17 protein-coding genes are annotated in these 19,475 nt (G+C 65.7%); 9 read left to right on the forward strand and 8 right to left on the reverse strand.

What is annotated here, in order from left to right:
- The first annotated feature begins 110 nt into the window (after window positions 1-110).
- The 6 genes from A5788_RS04125 to A5788_RS04150 all read left to right on the forward strand — a co-directional run bounded on the left by A5788_RS04125 (window position 111) and on the right by A5788_RS04150 (window position 6,488).
- Window positions 111-1,313, forward strand: coding sequence for an acetyl-CoA C-acyltransferase (locus tag A5788_RS04125; protein WP_064868262.1), 1,203 nt, complete (start codon window positions 111-113; stop codon window positions 1,311-1,313).
- 83 nt (window positions 1,314-1,396) lie between these two features.
- Complete coding sequence (locus A5788_RS04130) at window positions 1,397-2,080, forward strand: TetR family transcriptional regulator (protein WP_049699724.1); 684 nt, start codon at window positions 1,397-1,399, stop codon at window positions 2,078-2,080.
- A gap of 146 nt (window positions 2,081-2,226) precedes the next feature.
- Window positions 2,227-3,336: a dimethylsulfone monooxygenase SfnG gene (sfnG, locus tag A5788_RS04135; RefSeq protein WP_049699831.1), complete on the forward strand. Its 1,110-nt coding sequence runs from the start codon at window positions 2,227-2,229 to the stop codon at window positions 3,334-3,336.
- Between the two features lie 83 nt (window positions 3,337-3,419).
- Window positions 3,420-4,637 (forward strand): SfnB family sulfur acquisition oxidoreductase, encoded by a 1,218-nt coding sequence (locus tag A5788_RS04140; protein ID WP_064868265.1) that lies wholly within the window; start codon window positions 3,420-3,422, stop codon window positions 4,635-4,637.
- A gap of 134 nt (window positions 4,638-4,771) precedes the next feature.
- Window positions 4,772-5,602 carry a hypothetical protein gene (locus A5788_RS04145; RefSeq protein WP_231894056.1) on the forward strand — a complete coding sequence of 277 codons (831 nt, stop codon included), beginning with the start codon at window positions 4,772-4,774 and terminating at the stop codon, window positions 5,600-5,602.
- The gene (locus A5788_RS04150) at window positions 5,592-6,488 is read left to right on the forward strand and encodes a hypothetical protein (RefSeq protein ID WP_064868268.1); all 897 of its coding nucleotides are present in this window, start codon (window positions 5,592-5,594) and stop codon (window positions 6,486-6,488) included. Before A5788_RS04145 ends, A5788_RS04150 begins: the two co-directional genes overlap by 11 nt.
- A 108-nt stretch (window positions 6,489-6,596) precedes the next feature.
- Here A5788_RS04150 and gjpA read toward each other — a convergent pair whose 3' ends face one another.
- Window positions 6,597-8,258 (reverse strand): outer membrane porin GjpA, encoded by a 1,662-nt coding sequence (gjpA, locus tag A5788_RS04155; protein WP_064868271.1) that lies wholly within the window; start codon window positions 8,256-8,258, stop codon window positions 6,597-6,599.
- 388 nt (window positions 8,259-8,646) lie between these two features.
- Between gjpA and A5788_RS04160 the strand changes: the two genes are divergently transcribed.
- Together A5788_RS04160 and A5788_RS04165 are read left to right on the forward strand one after the other, a co-directional pair.
- Window positions 8,647-10,557 (forward strand): fatty acyl-AMP ligase, encoded by a 1,911-nt coding sequence (locus tag A5788_RS04160; protein WP_064868274.1) that lies wholly within the window; start codon window positions 8,647-8,649, stop codon window positions 10,555-10,557.
- A 148-nt stretch (window positions 10,558-10,705) separates the two neighbouring features.
- The gene (locus tag A5788_RS04165; protein ID WP_064868277.1) at window positions 10,706-11,584 is read left to right on the forward strand and encodes a hypothetical protein; all 879 of its coding nucleotides are present in this window, start codon (window positions 10,706-10,708) and stop codon (window positions 11,582-11,584) included.
- Window positions 11,585-11,688: 104 nt separating this feature from the next.
- Here A5788_RS04165 and A5788_RS04170 read toward each other — a convergent pair whose 3' ends face one another.
- The gene (locus A5788_RS04170; protein WP_064868280.1) at window positions 11,689-13,218 is read right to left on the reverse strand and encodes a YibE/F family protein; all 1,530 of its coding nucleotides are present in this window, start codon (window positions 13,216-13,218) and stop codon (window positions 11,689-11,691) included.
- Between the two features lie 21 nt (window positions 13,219-13,239).
- Complete coding sequence (locus tag A5788_RS04175; RefSeq protein ID WP_269449557.1) at window positions 13,240-14,781, reverse strand: LLM class flavin-dependent oxidoreductase; 1,542 nt, start codon at window positions 14,779-14,781, stop codon at window positions 13,240-13,242.
- A gap of 78 nt (window positions 14,782-14,859) precedes the next feature.
- On the opposite strand from A5788_RS04175, the gene A5788_RS04180 reads away from it, so the two are divergent.
- Window positions 14,860-15,360 carry a mycothiol transferase gene (locus A5788_RS04180; protein ID WP_064868286.1) on the forward strand — a complete coding sequence of 167 codons (501 nt, stop codon included), beginning with the start codon at window positions 14,860-14,862 and terminating at the stop codon, window positions 15,358-15,360.
- Between the two features lie 46 nt (window positions 15,361-15,406).
- Here the strand turns inward: A5788_RS04180 and A5788_RS04185 are convergent, their stop codons facing one another.
- The 5 genes from A5788_RS04185 to A5788_RS04205 form a co-directional block, all read right to left on the reverse strand.
- Window positions 15,407-15,826, reverse strand: coding sequence for a DUF6764 family protein (locus A5788_RS04185; RefSeq protein WP_064868289.1), 420 nt, complete (start codon window positions 15,824-15,826; stop codon window positions 15,407-15,409).
- Window positions 15,827-16,002: 176 nt separating this feature from the next.
- Window positions 16,003-16,617 carry a response regulator transcription factor gene (locus A5788_RS04190; protein ID WP_049699714.1) on the reverse strand — a complete coding sequence of 205 codons (615 nt, stop codon included), beginning with the start codon at window positions 16,615-16,617 and terminating at the stop codon, window positions 16,003-16,005.
- Window positions 16,614-17,717 carry a sensor histidine kinase gene (locus A5788_RS04195; protein WP_442902876.1) on the reverse strand — a complete coding sequence of 368 codons (1,104 nt, stop codon included), beginning with the start codon at window positions 17,715-17,717 and terminating at the stop codon, window positions 16,614-16,616. Before A5788_RS04195 ends, A5788_RS04190 begins: the two co-directional genes overlap by 4 nt.
- A 57-nt stretch (window positions 17,718-17,774) precedes the next feature.
- Entirely contained in the window at window positions 17,775-18,581 is an 807-nt protein-coding gene (locus A5788_RS04200) for an ABC transporter permease subunit (RefSeq protein ID WP_064868295.1), read from the reverse strand.
- A 36-nt stretch (window positions 18,582-18,617) separates the two neighbouring features.
- The gene (locus A5788_RS04205) at window positions 18,618-19,472 is read right to left on the reverse strand and encodes an ABC transporter ATP-binding protein (protein ID WP_082943103.1); all 855 of its coding nucleotides are present in this window, start codon (window positions 19,470-19,472) and stop codon (window positions 18,618-18,620) included.
- Window positions 19,473-19,475: the final 3 nt, after the last annotated feature.

Consider the following 19,475-nt stretch of genomic DNA (forward strand, 5'->3'; position numbering starts at 1 on the left):
CATGCCCGCCACCCAGGCCGAACGTGCTCAACACTTTTCACCACACCGCAAAAGCCGATCGGTGGATCGAGGCTAAGCGATAACACCAGCACCAGAAAGAATAGACACTCATGCGCGAAGCAGTCATCGTCTCCACCGCACGCACTCCGATCGGCAAGGCGTACCGCGGGGCATTCAACAACACGCAGGCACAAGAACTCGCGGGCCACGCGATCGCGAATGCGGTGTCGCGGGCAGGTATCGAGGGAGGCGAGGTCGAGGACGTGGTGCTCGGTGCCGCCATGCAGCAGGGTTCGACCGGGTTCAACATCGCCCGCCAGGCGCTGCTGCGCGCCGGGCTACCCGATTCGGTGTCGGGCATGAGCGTCGACCGGCAGTGCGCGTCCGGCCTGATGGCCATCGCGACGGCCGCCAAGCAGATCGTCGACGACGGCATGGAGATCGCGATCGGTGGCGGCGTCGAGTCGATCTCGTTGGTGCAGAACGACCACGCGAACAACTACCGGGCTCAGGACCCGTGGCTCGTTGCCAATGTCGGTGATATCTACATCCCGATGCTGCAGACCGCGGAGATCGTCGCCGAACGGTACGGCGTCAGTCGTGAGCGTCAGGACGAGTTGGCTCTGATCTCCCAACAGCGGACCGCGGCAGCGCAGGAGGCAGGTCGGTTCGCAGAAGAGATCGTGCCGCTACGGACCACCAAGCTGGTCGTCGACAAGGAAACGGGTGAGACGTCGGAACAGGAGGTCATGCTCGATCGCGATGAGGGCAACCGTCCCTCGACGACGAGCGAGTCACTCGCCGGTCTGCGCGCGGTGCTTCCCGACGGAGCCGTCACCGCGACGTCGACCGTCACGGCCGGCAATGCGTCGCAGTTGTCCGACGGCGCGTCGGCGTCGGTGTTGATGGAAGCCGCCGAAGCGTCGCGACGTGGATTGCAGCCGCTCGGCGTCTACCGCGGAATGGCCGTTGCGGGATGCGCCCCCGACGAGATGGGGATCGGGCCGGTATTCGCGGTGCCGAAACTGCTCAAGCAGCACGGGTTGACCGTCGACGACATCGGTCTGTGGGAGCTCAACGAAGCTTTCGCGTCTCAGGCCCTCTACTGCCGCGACGAACTCGGAATCGATCCGGAGAGGTTCAACGTCGACGGCGGCGGTATCTCGGTGGGTCATCCCTACGGCATGACCGGCGCGCGCTGCGTCGGGCATGCGTTGATCGAGGGTCGACGACGCGGCGTCCGCTATTGCGTGGTGACGATGTGTATCGGCGGAGGTATGGGCGCCGCGGGACTGTTCGAGGTGGCCGGCTGAGGGGTCGCCCACCGGGTGGCGGAGCGTCGGCGTGAGCGACTGCGGTTGGTCGGCCTGACCTGCGGCAAGATAAGCTCGGGCAGGTGACCAGGACTCGACGCTCCGGCTCCGCCCATGGCGGTCGGGAGGCTGACGCCGAGACTCGCGCCGACCGCAAGAACCGCACCCGGCAGGCGTTGATCGGCACGACACTCGATCTCGTCGCCGAACGCAGCTTCGGAAGCATCAGCCTGCGGGAGGTCGCGCGGGGTGCCGGCATTGTCCCGACCGCCTTCTACCGGCACTTCGCGTCGATGGAAGACCTGGGCGTCACGCTCGTCGAGGACTCGATGCGAGTGCTGCGACGCACGTTGCGCGAAGGGCGCCGCGACCTCGCCGCCCGGCAGGCCCTGCCGACCGCGAAGAACTCACTCGACATCCTGCTGCAGCACGTGCACGACAACGAACCGGCGTTTCGCTTCCTGATCCGCGAACAGCACGGCGGCCTGGCGGAGATCAGGCGGGCCATCGACACCGAGTTGCGGTTGTTCTCGAAAGAACTGGCCATCGACCTGTCGCGGATACCCGACCTCGCCGACTGGAGCGCCGACGACCTCGAACTCGCCGCCGAACTCATCGTGAGCATCATGCTGACCGCCGTCGCCGACATTCTCGACGGCGAGCACCGCGGCAGAGGCGCGGAGTCGGCGATCATCGAACGCACTCAGCGCCAACTGGTCATCGTGTTTCTCGGGATGGCGCAGTGGGAGCCGTCCGACGACCGCTGACCGGCGTCGTCGAACAGGTAACAGGTCGGCACATACCGTCGACTTGAATCCATGCCGATTTCAACTGTGGGCGCCTGCGGCGGCGTCGATGACACTGAACTCCGATTGTGTCCGAGAGCGGACGTCCGCCGAGCAACAGGAGTGTCATGTCCACCGAGAAGATCGCCGACGAGATCAAGTTCGCGTATTGGGTCCCGAACGTATCCGGTGGACTCGTGACGAGCGACATCGAGCAGCGAACCGGGTGGGACTTCGAATACAACAAGCGCCTCGCGCAGACTGCCGAGAACAACGGATTCGAGTACGCGCTCAGCCAGGTGCGGTACGAGGCGAGCTACGGGGCCGAGTTCCAGCACGAGTCGACGTCGTTCAGCCTCGCGCTCCTCGGTGCGACCGAACGTCTGAAGCTGATCGCGGCCATCCACCCCGGACTGTGGCATCCCGCAGTGCTCGCCAAGTTCGGTGCGACCGCAGACATCTTGTCGGGCGGGCGATTTGCGATCAACGTCGTGAGCGGCTGGTTCAAGGACGAGTTCACCCACCTCGGCGAGCCCTGGCTCGAGCACGACGAACGCTACCGACGCAGCGGCGAGTTCCTCGAGGTGATCCGCAAGATCTGGACCGAGGACAACGTCGACTACCGCGGAGACTTCTACCGCATCCACGACTTCACCCTCAAGCCCAAGCCGCTCAACACTCCGGAACGGCCCAATCCCGAACTGTTCCAAGGTGGTAACTCCACGGCCGCACGCAACAACGGTGGCCGCTACTCCGACTGGTACTTCTCCAACGGCAAAGACTTCGACGGCGTCACCGAGCAACTCGACGACCTGCGGGCCGTGGCCCGCGCACACAACCGCGAAGTGCGCTTCGGACTCAACGGATTCATCATCGCGCGAGACACCGAAGCGGAGGCGCGTGACACCCTGCGCGAGATCGTCGAGAAGGCGAACAAGCCTGCGGTCGAAGGCTTTCGGAGTGCGGTACAGCAGGCGGGCAGCTCGACCGGCGACAAGAAGGGCATGTGGGCCGACTCGTCGTTCGAGGATCTGGTGCAGTACAACGACGGCTTCCGTACGCAACTGATCGGTACCCCGGAGCAGGTCGCCGAGCGCATCGTCGCGTACAAGAAGCTCGGCGTCGACCTGGTCCTCGGTGGGTTCCTGCACTTCCAGGAGGAGATCGAGTACTTCGGCGAGCGTGTGCTGCCGCTGGTGCGCGAACTCGAACTCGCCGACCGCAGCGCGACGGTCTGACGGTGTCGACAGACCCCCACACATCAAGGGCGCCAGAAGGTTTCACTGCTCGGCCGGCAGAGACCGTACCGACCGCTGATCCTGTGGTCGTGCCGACCAGCGCCGCGGAGGCGTTGGCGAAGGCTCGAGAGGTCGCGGCGCGGATCGAGGTCGATGCCGCGTTGCGCGACCGTGATCGCCGACTCCCGTACGCGGAGATCGACGACCTGTCGGCGTCGGGGCTTCTGGCGATCACCGTCCCGCAGCGATTCGGCGGTCCCGACCTCGCGCCGAGCGTTGTCGCGGATGTCACCCGACTACTCGCGGCCGCGGACCCCAACGTCGCGCAGATCCCGCACAGCCACTTCGTCTATCTGAACCTGCTCCGCCTTGCCGCGCCGGATGCATTGGCGCAGCGCATCTTCGGTCATGTCCTGCAGGGTGGTCGGGTCGCGAATGCGCAGTCGGAGCGGGGTGGCAAGACCGTCGCAGACATCAACACCACGCTGCGTCGGCAAGACGACCGATTCGTGCTCGACGGCGAGAAGTTCTACGCGACAGGGTCGTTGTTCGCGCACACACTCGCCGTACTGGCGCGCTTGCCCGAAGAGTCCGAAACAGGTGACGCCGCAGGCGAGTTCGAGCCGGGCGAGTACATCGCATTCGTGGCGTCCGACGCTCCGGGAGTCGAGATCGTCGACGACTGGAACGGTCTCGGTCAGCGCACCACCGGGTCGGGGACCGTCAGGTTCAGTGGCGTCGACGTGGACCCGGGCGATCTCGTGGCCCGCGCACCGGCCGTCGCTCGACCGACCGGCTACGGCGCATTCGCCCAGCTACTGCACGTCGCGATCGACGTCGGTATCGCGCGCGGCGCACTCGACGCAGCGGCCGACTTCGTGCGCACGAAGTCGCGGCCGTGGTTCGAGGCAGGAGTCGAGCGCGCCGACGCCGACCTGTTGACGGTGCAACGCTTCGGCGAGCTCGGCGTCGAGGTCGCGGCGGCAGAAGCGACGCTCGACGCGGCGAGTAGAGCTGTCGACGCGGCGACGGCCGACGACGTCGACGATCCAGCGCTCACCGCTCAGGCGTCTATTGCCGTCGCTGTCGCTAAGACAGTCGCCGACCGTGCGTCGAATTCGGTGAGCTCAGCGTTGTTCGAGGTAGCGGGCACACGCAGCGCGTCGGCCGAGCTCTCACTCGATCGGTTCTGGCGAAACGCGAGAACACACACCCTGCACGACCCGGTGCGCTGGAAGTACCAGCACATCGGTCGCTGGGTGTTGCGTGGCGAGAGCCCCCCGATTCACGGGGTCATCTGAAGCGGGGGCTATCCGGGGTCGGGTCATCCGAGCGTGTCATCTGAACGGCGGGATTGTGCTGGTGTACCCACGCCAATCCGGCGTGCATCATCTGGCATTCCGGATATCCTCACTCGTATGTTCGCGAATCGGGCGTGTTCACTGTGACTCCGACGCCGTACGATCGGTCGGGTCCCGCCGATGACCATCCGGGCGACGACCAGGCACGAAACGACCCCACCGGCAGTGACCCGGGTGAGTACGGGAACTCCACGCACGCGTACACGGATCCGTCGATCTACCCCGGCACGCCCGAGGGCGCTGGGCCGGGTGCCTATGAGCCGCCGGTGTACTCCGACTACGCCTATCCGGAATCGCCCCGTTCCGAAGCTCCCCATTCCGAACCGCCCCAGCCTGGTTCCACGTATCCGTCGGCCCCTGGGCCGTACCAGCAGTCCGGCTATCCCCAGTCCGCGTACCCCCAGTCCGGCTATCCCCAGCCCGGCTACCCGCAGTCCGCGTACCCGCAGTCGTACCCACCGCCCGGTCGTCGGCAGGGGCGCGACAAATCAGTGATGATCGTGCTGATCTGCATTGCCGTCCTGGTGATCATCGGCCTGCTCATCGTCGGCGCGTACTTCCTGCTCAATCGGAGCTCGGATTCGACAACTGACACGGAGGCGACGCCAACGGTCACGCAGACGGTCAATCCGCCGCAGACCTCCACCGTGACGGTCGGGCCCGCGACCCCGCCGCCGGGCGCGGTCTCCTGTGGCGCAGGGGTTTCCGCGGGTACGTCGGTGACAAGTTGCTCGTTCGCCCAAGCGGTCCGCGACGAGTACCTGCGCACGGGTGTGCAGGGGCAGGCGCGGGTGATCAGCGCCTACAGCCCGGTCACCGGACTGAGCTACGTGATGTCGTGCGGACCGGAGGGCGGCGTCGTCGCCTGCCGCGGCGGCAACGACGCGGTGGTCTATGTCTACTGACCGCCGCGGTCTTCTCGGCGTCATCGGCGTGGTTGCCGTATGCGCTCTTGGCGTTTCGGGCTGTTCGACGGCGGGTCGTGGTGACGGCCAGGTCACTCCTGTCACAGTGACGGTGACCGGGTCGAACACTTCGCAAGCGTCTGCGCCTGCGTCGTCGAGCGCTCCCGTCGCGAATCCGCTGGCACGCGGATTCGGGGCGGTGGCTGCACAGGTCGGGGTTCCCGTCGGAGTTGCTCTGGCACCGGTCGGCCGCGGTGACAGCCGCCCGATCATGCTGGGCGACAACACACCTCAGGTGGCGTGGTCGACGATCAAGGTGCCGCTTGCCGTCGCGGCCGAGCGGCAGAACGGTCCGTCGACCGCTGAATCGAACGCGATCATCAACTCCGACAACGCTTATGCCGAGGCGCTGTGGTCGTCGTTGGGGAGCGATGCTGTCGCCGCCCGTAAGGTGACCGCGGTGCTGCGCGAGGGTGGCGACACTCAGTCGACCGTACCTGCGCAGAGATTGCGCGCCGGATTCACCGTCTTCGGGCAGACCGTGTGGACGTTGCCTGCCGCTGCCACGTTTACCGCCCATCTGCCATGCATGCCGGGAACAGCGCACGTCGTGTCGTTGATGGGGCAGGTCGCAGGCAACCAGCAGTGGGGCATCGAAGTGATGTCGACGCCGAGATCGACTGCAGTGAAAGGTGGTTGGGGTCCTGGCGTCGACGGCTCGTACCTGGTCAGGCAGATCGGACTCATCACATTCTCCGACGGACGACAGACCGCCGTCGCCATGAGCGCCGCGGGTGGCTCGATGTCGGGCGGTATCGCCGCACTCAACGCGATCGGAAATTGGCTCAACCGCAACGCCGCTCGACTTCCGCGCGGTGCCTGCTGATCCCCAGCGCACACCCTTCGCAACCCGCCTCCGACGGAACGACAACGAGCAGAGCGCCGGACCCTGTACCGGATCCGGCGCTCCGCCGTGTCGGCGCTCAGTGACAGGTCAGTCGGTACTGGCAGACGACGTCGAATCGCTCGAACTCGATGCCGCGCCACTCGATTCGCTCGATTTGCTCGACGTGTCCGAGGACGAACTGGTCCCGGCGTCCGCTGAGCCCTTGGTGTCCGCAGAGCTCGTGGTGTCCGCGTCGGCGCCCGCGGTCGACGTCGACGATCCGCTCGACGCGGAGCCGTGCGTCGAATCCGAAGACTCAGAGGACGCATCGGTAGACGACGATGCCGGGGCGGTCGCCGAACTCGAGCGTTGACTGCTCGAGGGCTGGGTGGTCGGGCTCGCCGAGGTGGATTCCTCCGCCGCGGAGGAGGTCCGGGCTTCGGCGGACGAACCCGCCGGCGTCGAGCTCGACTCCGTCTGTGCGACTTCGGTCTTCGCCGATTCAGCCTTCGCAGACTCGGACTCCACAGAGTCCAGCGCGACGCTGGTTGTCGCGACGGCGGTATCCGGCGACGGGGTTGTCTCGGAATCCTTCTTGCCCAGCAAGGTGTCGGCCAGCTTCTGGATGGCCGCAGCCCAATTGTCTGCGGCCTTGTCGCTGATCGTCGGGAACTCCACACCGGCAAGGGGCGGAACCGGCTTGCCGTTCTTGCCATCCCAGCCGTCGCCGAGGAGCACTCCCACGGTCTGTGACAGACCCTCCATTGCGCCGATGGGGCCGACAGCTTGGCCAGGAATGTCGAGGGTGAGGGGGAAACCCAACGCATCTGTAGTGACATTCATGCCGACGCTGTTCAGGATCGACCCGCCTGGCGCGGTGATCGACGTGCCGTTGGGGCCGTCGTAGGACCCGCGTCCGACCGAACCAGGGGTGAACAGGCCGCCGAAGGCGATGTCGAGTGAGTTCAGTGTCGTGCTACCGAGTAGGCCGGTCTCGTTGATGATCGGAGTCAGAGCGGTGAGATCGAGTGTTGCACCGTTGAAAACCGCTCCAACGACGTTGGCCGGAGCGGAGAACACATCGGAAAAGACCGCATCGGGATCGCCCGCTTGGATCGCGGCCGCGATGGCGATTCCGCTGTTGAGTACGGCGACTGCCGGGCTGATCACGGGGCCGACAAGACCGATGAGCACGCCACTCATCGGCGACGCCAACACGTTCATGATCGCGGTGATCGTCGCCGGATCGATCGGTCCGCCCTCAGGAAGAAACTGCGGTAGCAACTGCAGCACCAGCCCGTGCAGGCCGTCGACCGTGTGATCTTTCGTCTGCGCGAGCGTCTCGTCGCTCGCGCCGATACCGGTGACACCGGTGATCACGGCTTCGAGGTTGGCCCGCATCTTCTTCAAGACATCGTCGGCCTGTGACGGATCGTTCAGAACGTCGTTGAGATACTTCGACTGATTGGAAATGATCTGCTGCAGGGGCAGCCCTGGAGCCAGGAAGTAGTTATGGGCAAGAGTCGCAGCATTTTTCGACGCCTCGTTGAAGGCGTCGATGTACGGCTCGAGTGGCTTCCAGTCGGCGGCGAGACGAACGGTCGCCTCGGTGGTTGCCTTGTATGCGGTGGGTACCTCGGAATGAACGCCGGGCGCGACGGCCATGACGCTCGCGCCGGCGATGGCAACACCTGCGGCAACCCACGCACGGGGGGCTTTTTTGGGAACTTCGATATCGCCTTGCAGGGCGATTGGAGCTGAACGCTGCACGGACTCTCCTCGGGGCATGTGCAAGAACTTGAGTGCGGTCTGAACGTAGAGCCAGAAGGAGCTGAGAGAGGGGCTTTTCGAAAAGTTTGTTTTGGTACACGAAGCATTAACTAGGGGTGTTTCGCGGTGTTAGATCATTAAAGAGCCAGGTCAGGGCGATAGCTGACCTAGCGATAGTTAGTCGGGGATTCGTGATATTTCAGTACCGGCGGGTAGGTTCCGGTGGCGTAGTGAGCTGTGGAACCTGAGAAAAGTGGCATCCGCCGACCGCGGCTCGGGTATCGTCCCTCGCGCCCGACGACCCGAACAGAACGCGAAAGACGGGTCGTCGTCTTACGGCGCCGCGAACTCGACGCGGCACCGAGATCACGACCGACGAAGGTGGCCGATGTCCAAGCATGCAAAACTCACCGACGACACTCTGCTCGAACTGCTCCGGCAGCGGGCGGCGCGGTACGCCGACAAGGTCGCCTTTGCCTTCTCGTACAACGGCGACGGTGAGAACACGAGTGTGTTGACCTATCGGGATCTGGATACCAGGGCTCGTGCGATCGCCGCCGAGTTGCAGAGCAAGGGTGCGGCGGGCGAGCGCGTGCTGGTGCTCTGTCGACCCGGATTAGACCACATCGCAGGCTTTTTCGGATGTGTCTACGCCGGTGCGGTCGCGGTACCCGTGCATGAGCGACTTGCCCCTCGACTGTCGTCGGTAGTGCCCGATGCACGTGCTCGTTTCGCGCTGGGAGTGTCGGAGACCCAGCCGGGGATCAAGACAATGCTCGACGCCCTCGGTGAGGGCGGCGATCTCAACTGGGGCCTGATGGATGAGGTTACCGCGGACGCCGACGACTGGGTGGCGCCGGACATCGACGCGACGACGGTCGCGATGATCCAGTACACATCAGGATCGACCACGACGCCGAAAGGCGTTGTCCTCAAACATGACAACCTGATGCGGAATATGGAGGCCATCCGTTCGTCGTGGAACGGTACCGACTCTGACGTCGGAGCATTCTGGCTTCCTTCTCACCATGACATGGGACTGATCGGCGGTGTGCTGTCGATGATTTATCTCGGCTGCACAGCACATTTCATGTCGCCGACGGCGTTCATCAAACGACCAATGGCGTGGATGGAACTGCTCTCCACGTCGGCGGCGACATACACCGTCGCGCCAAACTTCGCCTACGAGTTGTGCATTGAACACAGCACTGCCGAAGAACGTGCAGCACTTGATCTTTCGGCGTTGCGCACCGCCATGAATGGCGCCGAGCCCGTACAGGAGACAACACTGCGACGATTCGCAGAGGGATTCGCTCCGGCTGGATTCGCGCGAGAGGCGTTCTCCGCGGTCTACGGCCTGGCTGAAGCGACACTTCTCGTCACGGGCCGGCCCGATCCGGCGTCGCCTCGCGTGGTGCATCTCGATCGTGAGGCGCTCGCAGAAGACAGGGTCGTCGAGTGCGAGTTTCCCGCCGAGTCAATGACATTGGGCGCGGCGACTGCTGAGGCGGTGTCGGGGGAGTCGACGACATCAGGTGCCATGACCGTCGTCGGGTGTGGAGAGCCGCGCGCCGGCGAGGTGGCGATCGTCGATCCGGTGACGCGGGTGCGGTGCGGAGAAGGACGGGTCGGTGAGATCTGGTGTGCAGGTAGCAGTGTCGGGGCTGGGTACTGGCGTCGACCCGAGGAAACCGAGCACACCTTTGGTGCGTCGATCGCCGACACCGGCGTCGGGCCGTTCCTGCGCACCGGCGACCTCGGGTTTCTTCGTGACGGCGAGTTGTTCGTCACCGGACGGTGCAAAGATCTCGTCGTGATTCGCGGCGGGCACCACTATCCCAACGACATCGAGTTCTCCGTGCAGGGTTGCCACGCGTCTCTGCTGTCTGGTCGTGGAGCGGCATTCGCGTTCACGCCGGGATTGCGCGCGGCCGAACGACTGGTCATCGTCCAGGAAGTCGATGTCGATCGCGAGGGTGCGGGCGCGCTCGATGCGGATGCGCTCGCCGAGATCATCGAAAGCGTGCGGGTGGTTGTGGCCGACCGGTACGGCGTCGATCCTCATTCGGTGTTTCTGGTCGATCCACAGTCGATCCCGACGACATCGAGCGGCAAGATCCAGCGCAGCCGGTGTCGAGAGCTGTTTCTCGATGGTTCCCTGTCGCCGGTCGCTGGGTGGCAGACACCCTCGGCCGCCGACGACGTGGCGCGAGCGAAAGAACTCGAGAGGGCGGTTGCGGGTGCCGAACTGGTGAGGCTCGTTGTCGCGTCGGGCAGGAACGTCGGGCAGCCGGGCTGAGGATGCCCATCTGTGCGCGCCTCCCGCCAGGGCGTTGGGCGATACCGAGTTGTGACGCCCTCGGGGTCGCTTGGGGCGCGGCAGGGCCGTAACGTCTGTTACTCAAGTGACCAGAGGGACAGATGTGACTTCTTACAAACGACTTTGTGTGGTGATCGTCGTTGCTGTGACTGCGGTCGTCCTCGGCGCCGGCAGCGCACATGCGGCCCCGGCGCCGTTTCGACTGCCGCCGCTCCCTGAGCCGATCGCGACGTGGTTGCGCCCACCGGTGCCTCCGGCGAAGCGGCTCGCGGATAGCTGGGCGGTCGCGCAGAAGTCGATACGCAAAGCGACTCCCGGCCAGCTCGGTGTGTCGTTGGTGCCCGTCGGGTCCGACGCCGCGCAGTCCTTCGGGACGCTCAAAACGGGGCGGGCGTGGTCGACCTTCAAGGTCCCCGTCGCACTGGCGGCCGAGCGTAAGAACGGTGCGTCGATCCTCGTCAAGGAGGACAAGGCGATCACGTTCTCCGACAATGACGCAGCAGGTGACCTGTGGGGATCACTCGGGGGTGGCAAGGCGTCGGTCGACGCGGTGACCGCCGTCCTGCGCGAAGGTCATGACATGGCGACTCGGGTCAGTTCCGAGATCGACACTCCGCGTTCGTATCCGGGCTACACACAGTGGGCGCTGGCCGACCAGGCCCGATTCGGCGCGCACCTGCCGTGCATGCCGAACAGTAAGAACATCCTCGACCACATGGGCTCGGTGGCACCGAACCAGCGGTGGGGCATCGCCGACCTCGGTCCCAAGCGGCACGCGGTCACCGCGGTGAAGGGAGGATGGGGGCCTGCCACCGACGCGGCGCCGGGATACCTGGTGCGCCAGCTCGGCCTCATCTCAACCGACCAGGGGGAGGTCGCGGTTGCGATGGCTGCCCGCCCGGCCAGCGGCAAATTCGAGGACGGCACAAAGATGCTGACCAAGGTCGGCGATTGGCTCGGCCAGAACTTCACGTCGATTCCGGCGGGGAAGTGCTCTGTGCTCTGAACTGCGCACACTCGACGGTATGAGGCGCCCAGTCGGCGGTGTGAGGCGCCCAGTCGGCGGTGTGAGGCGCCCAGTCGGCGGTGTGAGGCGCCCAGTCCGCGGTGTCACTCCGGCATGGAGTGGCGGCCCGAGCGGGGCGGCGAAGGTGGGACGCTCCTCCCGCGCACAGGCGTCCGAGGCTCGTGCGCCTGGCGCTCTTCCTGCTCTACCGCGCGGCGCGACGCGCGGGCTTCCGGTTCGGCGGCACGGGGCGTCGTGTGGGCTTCCGGTTCGGCGGCGCGGGGCGTCGTGTGGACTTCCGGGTCGGCGGCACGGGGCGTCGGATAGGTGAGGGCGGCGGCGATCGCAGTGGTCAGGGGCACGGATAGCGCGATGGCGATGCCGCCGACGAAAGATCGGGCCAATTCGACGGCGACGGCGTCGGTGGTCAGCAGAGACGAGAAGGGTTGCCGGGCAACCGAGAACAACAGGAGCAACGGTAGAGCGCTGCCCGCGTATGCGAAGACCAGGGTGTAGACGGTGCTCGCGATGTGGTCTCGGCCGACGCGCATCGCTGCCCGGAAAGTTGCGAGGCGGGTCGGTTCTCCCGCGCCCGCGAGTTCGAACGCCGCCGACGCCTGGGTGATCGTGACGTCGTTGAGAACGCCGAGGGTGCCGATGATGAATCCGGCGAGCAGCAGGCCGCTGATCGAGATGCTGCCCTGGTAGACCTGCAGGTTGGTGGTCTGATCGCCCGACAAGCCGGTGAGATGCATGGTCCTGATCGCGAGCCAGCTCAGCACGCCTGCGAGCACGAGTGAACTCAGAGTGCCCAAGAGCGCAGAGCTCGTCCGCAGGCTGATGCCGTGCGCCAGATACAGAACGACGAAGAGAATCGCGGCTGATGACACCACGGCCACCGCGACGGGCGACTCGCCGTCGAGAATCGCGGGCAGGGTGAACACGCCGAGCACGGCGAAGGCGAAGACGAGACCGATGATGGACCGCAGGCCACGCCAGGCCGCCACCAGGACCACGGCGCCCACGAACAGCACCGCCCAGATCAGCGTCGGTATCCCACGCGAGAAGTCGAAGAACGTGTAGCGCGGAGCGCCGTCGGGCCCGGGCACGGTACTCAGCCGGATGGCGTCGCCCGGGGAGAGAGACGGTTGGCCCGCTTGCGGTTCGTCGAGGGTCGACGGGTCGGGCGCGACGCTGTCTGGTCCGCTGCCGGCCTGCGCCCGATTCGTCGGGATCTCGAGCAATGTGTATTTGCCTGAGTCACTTCCCGATTCGAGCTTGACGGTGTTCTCGATGCACGGGCCGTTCGGAGTCGGCGTCGTGCCGAAGTCAGGCGAATCCTGCGCGGTTCCGACGAGTTGGTTGAGGCAGGGGCCACGTGATTGTCCGACCACCTTGCCCGAAACGGTCGTGATCGCTCCGCCGTCAGCGCCTCGGAACTGCGGCGGAATCGGATGGCTCCCACCTGACGGCCACAGCAGCACCATCCCGACGATGACGGCGATTCCGGCAATCGTCAGGGTGACGACGACGAATCGTTTCGCGAACGGAGACAACGCCGCCGGAATCTCCGACAGCGAATGACTGTGCGAGTGTCCGACGTGCGTGCGGTGGGGTCCGGAATCGCGACTCACCCCGCCACCTTAGGCGGCGGGTCAGCGCGTTGCGGCACCGACCGTGTCGGTACCGACTCGTGCTGCCGCATCGGTGTCGACTCGTGCTGCCGCATCGGTGCCGACTCGCGCTGCCGCGTCGCGGACCGAGTCGTCGATGGTCGAACCTGCGCCCCCGACTCGGTACGACGCTCCGCGGTGGTTGTCCGGAAGCAGATCACCTCGTCCGAACAGCTTGTTGCGCAACGTGCCCGGCACGTACTCCCGCTCGTAGGCACCTCGCCGCTCCAGCGCGGGCACCACATGGGTGATGGCGTCGGAGAAGGTGCCGGGCGTCACGGCGTACGCGAGGTTGAAGCCGTCGACGTCGGTTTCGGCGGCCCACTCGAGGAGGGCCTGTGCCACCTCGTCGCCCGACCCGATCAGCACGGGCCCCATACCGCCGATGCCACCCCATGCCGCGATGTCGCGAACTCGCCACTGCTCGCCGGTGTCGGACGCCTGCTGGAAGGCGGCCACCGCGGACTGGATCGCGTTGCTCGCCACGTTGCCGATCGGTTCGTCGAGGTCATACGACGCGAGGTCGATACCCATCCAGCCCGACATGAACACCAGTGAACCCTCGTCGCTGGCCAGTCGCTGATATTCGGCCGCCTTGGCGCGTGCGGCCTCCGGCGTGGCGTCGGTGATGATCGTCAGGAGCGTGTAGATCCGTGCGTCGTAGGGATCGCGACCCGCGATGACGAGTTCCTCGCGGATCTTGGCGACGGTCTCGCGCAGGATCTGCTTGGTGGGAGCCGCGACGAAGATGGCTTCGGCATTCTGCGCAGCGAAGCGTCGTCCGCGAGGTGAGGCTCCGGCCTGGTAGATGACGGGTGAGCCCTGCGGCGACGGCTCCGACAAATGGATGCCCGGCACGGTGAAGTGCTTACCGCGGTGTCCGACGTGGTGGACTTTCGACGGGTCGGCGAACACACCGGAGCTGCGGTCGCGGAGTACCGCGTCGCGCTCCCACGAGCCTTCCCAGAGTTTGTAGAGCACGGTCAGGTACTCGTCGGCGTGGTCGTAGCGGTCGTCGTGCGCGAGCTGATCGTCGTCGCCCATGTTGCGCGCGGCCGAGGGCAGGTAGCCGGTCACCACGTTCCAGCCGATTCTGCCCTTGGTGAGATGGTCCAGCGTCGACAATCGGCGCGCGAACGGATACGGATGCTCGAATCCGGTGCCCGTCGTTATCCCGAAGCCGAGGTGCTCTGTGGCATGCGCCATGGCCGACACCAGCAGCAGCGGGTCGTTGACGGGAATCTGCGCGCCCTGCCTGATCGCGGCCTCGTCGGTGCCCGCGTAGACGTCGTACGTGCCGAGTACGTCGGCGATGAACAGGCCGTCGAATCCGCCTGTTTCCAGCAGTCGGGCAAGGTCGACCCAGTAGTCGAGGGTGTTGTAGTCCCACGATCGGTCAGCGGGGTGACGCCAGAGGCCGGGGGATTGGTGCGCGACGCAGTTCATGTCGAATGCGTTGAACCGGATGGGTCGCGGTGCGGTCGATCGCGAACTCGGGGCGGAAGGGTGATGGCTGTCAGACACTCGGCTGATCGTCCGGCGTGACGCCGGGTTACGCCAGGTTTGTGCACACCGCGGGCCAAAGGGGTACGAATGAGTGGCATGAATGCCTCGGAAGTTCTCCTCGACGGATTGGGCCGCATCAAGGACGGGGTCCACGGTGTCCTCGACGGAATCGACGAAGAGCGACTGGGCCTCACGGTGGCGCCGGGGGCCAACACCATTGCCTGGCTGATCTGGCACCTCACGCGAGTCCAGGACGCGCAGATCGCCGACGTCGCAGGCTTCGATCAGGTCTGGACCCGAGATGGGTGGTACGAGAGTTTTGCTCTGCCGTTCGGCAAGGAGGCCACCGGCTATGGGCAATCGCCCGAGGAGACTCGACGCGTAGTAGCCGAACCCGACCAGCTGCTCGGCTACTACGACGCCACGCACGACGCATCGGTCGCCTACCTCGCGACGCTCGACGATGCCGACCTCGACCGCATCGTGGACGATCGCTGGGACCCTCCCGTTACGCTCGGTGTGCGCCTGGTCAGCATCGTCGACGACGACGCGAAGCACCTCGGGCAGGCTGCCTACCTTCGAGGGCTACACCTGTAGCACCGCCCGGCGCTGGCGGTCATAGGTGAGTGAAAGACGTTCTGGCTCAGGGCTTCCAGCAGCCCTTGAGGGTTTGGAAGTCGCCCGCGAACGAGGTTCCACCGGTGCAGGTGGGTCCGTTCTTACCGTCGACCACCACGGTGGCGCCCGGTCCGGCGATGCCGATCGCAAGTCCCGGTTTGATACCGGTCATCGTCACTGAAGCCTTGGGGCCCACCGCAATTGCCGCGGGACCGGCATAGTTGTCTGCCTTCGACGACGCTGTACCGCCGTTGTCGACGACCGCCAAGCTCAGTCCTGTTGGTCCGGAATCTGCTGTGCAGCCAGGCATTGTCGAACTCTGTCCCGGCAGGGCCGGACAGATCGTCGGTGCGGCAGCGGCGTCGGGTGCCGCGGCGAATGCGATTGCTCCCGCGCCTGCCGTTGCGACCAGTGCACCCAATGCGATTCGGGCTGTGTTCCGCATGTGAAGCTCCTTGTATCGGTAGATGAGGTATGTCGGTGGACGAGCATCAGCGATTCGGAGCAGGTGCGGGCCGCGGATGGGAACCGTCGCGCAGAAAACTGCGCCCCCTGTGGCCTCCGTATGTACCGGTACATGTGAGAGGCCTGTGGGCTGCAACTTTCTGCGGGGAAGAGGTGTCAGATCCAGCCGCGGTCGCGCGCGATGTGCGCGGCCTCGCCGCGTGTGCTCGCGCCGGTCTTCCCGATGGCCGACGACAGGTGGTTGCGCACGGTGCCTGCCGAGAGATGGACCTGCGCCGCGATCGTTGCGACCGTCGCGCCCGACATCGCTGCGCGCAGCACATCGGTTTCGCGCGCGGTCAACGGATTCTCGCCGCTGGCAAGACTTTCCGTCGCGAGCGTCGGGTCGACGACGCGCAGTCCCGCGTGCACACGTCTGACGGCATCGGCTAGCTGTGCAGCGGGGGTGTCCTTCACGACGAATCCCGATGCTCCCGCGTCGATCGCGCGACGGAGGTAACCCGGACGGCCGAACGTGGTCACGATCAGCGAACGCACCTGCGGAAGTTGTGTGCGTATCGCCGCAGCGGCCTCGATGCCGTCGGCTCCGGGCATCTCGATGTCGAGTAGGCAGACCTGCGCGTCGGATGCGCGTGCGGCCTCGACCACCTCGTCGCCCCGGCCGACCTGGGCGACCACGTCGAGGTCGGGTTCGAGGTCGAGCAGTGCGGCCAGCGCGCCCCGGACGAGCGCCTGGTCGTCGGCGAGGAGTAGTCGGATCGAGTCGGTCATGAGATCTGCACCCGCACTGTCGTTCCCGTCGAATCAGAGTCGAAGTGCACTGTGCCGCCTGCGGATTCGACGCGCTCACGAAGGCCGCGCAACCCGTTACCGTGCTCGGCGTCGCCGAGACCGCGTCCGTCGTCGTGAACCGACATCGACGATCCGTCGATCAGCACCTCGCAGTGCTGTGCTCCGCTGTGTCTGACGACGTTGGTGACGGCCTCGCGCAACACCCAGGCGAAGAGTTCGGCGTGGAGGGTGTCGACGGTCGGCTCAGGCAACGTTGCCACGATGTCCGCCGCGTGCAACGCGCTGTCGACGCCTGCGATGGTGTCGGGCAGATCCGGTGTGCGTATGCGTCCGACGGTCGTGCGCACCTGCGCGAGCGCGTCGCGGGTCAACTGATTGACCTCACCCAGTTCTCGCTGCGCGCGTTCTGGATTGAGCTCGATGAGACGCTGTGCGAGTTCGGTTTTCACACTGATGACCGTCAACGAGTGGCCGAGGATGTCGTGGACGTCGCGGGCGACGCGCTCGCGTTCTGCGACGACTGCCAGTCGTGCGTTGAGTTCTCGTCGACGCTCCTCCTCGCGTTCGCGCTCGCCCTCGCGCACCGCGACGAATCGAAATCCGAGCATGGTCAGTCCGACGGCGAGCAGGACGAGCACGATGCTGGCATCGGTGTGCCACCCGAACAGGCGGGGGAGGGCGACCGAGGCGACGACGACGGCGGCGACGCAGATCAGTGCCCATCGTGTCGGAAAGCAGAACGCGGCGACGACCATCAGGAATGGCGCTGCGCCGAAGGCGTTCTCGTCGATGATCGGGAACAGCCCGACCATGAGGAGCACGAGAAGTACGAACAAGGGGACGCCGCGCAGATCGGTCTCTGCCGTGCCGGTGAGCAGGTACACGCTCGCCAACAGGTAGGACAGTGCGAACAGGGTCAGGAGGGTGAATCCGATCGCCTTTGTCGCGGTGGAATGGTCGGAGGTCGCGACGGCGCCGATGGGGTATGCGAGAAAAATGAGCCAGACGGCGGTGAACACCCAGCGCAGATTGCGCCAGGGTGTCACCGCGCCGGCCGAGCCGAACCGCCGTGCCATCACGCACTCCCGATCGTCATGGCGGTGTTCTCCTGCTGGTCCGTCGTTGGTCTCGCGCACTCACTGGCGCTGTGTACTGCGACTGTAGAAGACCGCGGCAGCGACCGAGAACACTGCGGCCCAGATGACCAGATTGGCGACCGCGACCCAGAGTCCGATATGCGTCCCGTACACCGTCACGCCGTGGTCGAGGGGGTAGCGCGCCAGGGTCACCACTCCGAACATCGGGGTGAACTGGGAGATGGTCAGCATGGTTCCCTTGAGTGGAACGAAGACGTTGCCTGCGAAGGCGAGGAGCGCCAGTACGCCACCCATCACCTGCATCGCCCCGTCGGACCGCATGAGGCTGCCCACTGCGAGGCCGAACGCCGCGAACACCGACGCTCCGATCCATCCGAGCAGCAGGCATGCGATCCAGATGCCGAAGGGTGCGTGCGCACCGGTGGCGATTCCGGCGATGCAGAGCACCGCGATCGGCAGTGCCCCCATCGCAAGGGCCACACCGATTTTCGTTGCCACGTAACCCGCGGGTTGCAGCGGCGTCATCATGAGCGTTCGCGTCCACCCTGCTTGTTGCTCGATCGCCACCGACGCGGCATTCGTGGCTGCAGCGAGGATCGCCCCGTAGACGGCCATGCCGATGAGAACGTAGAAGGCGACGTTGCCGGATCCCACTGCATCGCTTGTCGTCTGGGTTGCTCCGAAGGCGAGGTAGAGCAGGGCGGGCATCACGACGGTGAAGATCATCGCGCGACGATTGCGCATGACACGACGGATGTCGAGGCGGAGATAGGTGGGTGAGGCGAAGAACCCCCGAAGGGAGTCCGACGCCGTCGTGGTCGGTGCGTCGGCGGTATGCACGTTCATGGTGGTCGAGCCTTTCGGTATGCGGGGGTGTGCTGGTCAGTCGGTGGTGAGCGCGATGAAGGCGTCTTCGAGGTTGTGGGTCGCGACCTCGAGCTCGCGTGCGTCGGTCGTGGTCAGGAGACACCGCGCGAGGGCATCGGAATCGTTGGCGGACAGATACGTTCGTCCACCCCGGCGCTCGACCACCTCGAGATCGGGAATCGCCGCACCGACGGCGGCAATGGCGGTGTCGTCGATGATCGCCGACACCACACGTCGACTTGCGACGTTGCGGATCTCGGCCGTCGAACCGTCGGCGACGACGCGTCCGTGCGAGACCATGACGATGCGGTCGGCGAAGTCGTCGGCCTCTTCGAGATAGTGGGTGGCGAAGACGACGGTGCGGCCTGCGCTGGCATCGGCACGAATCGCCGACCAGAAGGCACGCCGTGACTCCACGTCCATTCCGGCCGTCGGCTCGTCGAGCACGATGAGGTCGGGGTCGGGCAGCGTCGCCAACGCGAACTTGAGACGTTGCTGCTCGCCGCCCGAGCATCGGGAAACCTTGCGCCCGGCGATCTCCGCGATGCCTGCACGTGCCATCGCTGATTCGACGTCGCGCGTGCGCCCATGCAGATCCGCGATGATTCGCATGGTCTCTTCGACCGTGAAGTCGTGGAGCAGACCGCCGCTCTGCAGAACCGCGGCGACGCGGCCGGTCCGCGCGGCCTTCCTGGCCGACAGGCCATATACCTCGACGGTGCCCGAATCCGGTTGTGTCAGACCGAGAACCATGTCGAGTGTCGTGGTCTTACCTGCTCCGTTCGGCCCGAGAAAGGGGCTCTTCGAAGTTAGCCGGGCACTGCTCAGCAGTGGAATTGCTGGTTGTTGGCCCGCTGGGCGCGGGTGCAGTGG

Source organism: Gordonia sp. 852002-50816_SCH5313054-c (assembly GCF_001665925.1).
GTDB classification, from domain to species: domain Bacteria; phylum Actinomycetota; class Actinomycetes; order Mycobacteriales; family Mycobacteriaceae; genus Gordonia; species Gordonia jacobaea.